Origin of the sequence: Psychrobacter sp. S1-30-MNA-CIBAN-0213 (genome assembly GCF_040309845.1) — a bacterium.
Taxonomy (GTDB): domain Bacteria; phylum Pseudomonadota; class Gammaproteobacteria; order Pseudomonadales; family Moraxellaceae; genus Psychrobacter.
In genome coordinates, this window is record NZ_JBEOPE010000151.1 from 1 (window position 1) to 246 (window position 246).

General features: G+C 43.9%; 1 protein-coding gene. It reads right to left on the reverse strand.

The features are described from left to right. Positions 1–246 (reverse strand): hypothetical protein (locus AAEY87_RS14305; RefSeq protein ID WP_350657649.1); only part of this gene is annotated, 246 nt, incomplete at both ends.

The following is a 246-nucleotide window of genomic DNA, read 5'->3' on the forward strand; positions in this document are numbered from 1 at the left end:
GCTCACTACTGCGTCGAATATCGTTCTGTTTTTGAGCAAGCAGGATATTTTTTTGAATAGCCTTTGCAGCACCGGTTATCAACAAAGGGCGTGGCTGTAAAGACTTTGGCAGATCACTGATAATATCAAATCGTGATGCCAAGATAATCACTGGACTGGTGGCATTGGCAATCTCCGATCCAAGCATTGCTTTATCAGTCGCCTCTGACGTTTCAATATCTGTAGATTGCTTGGACACATCTTGCC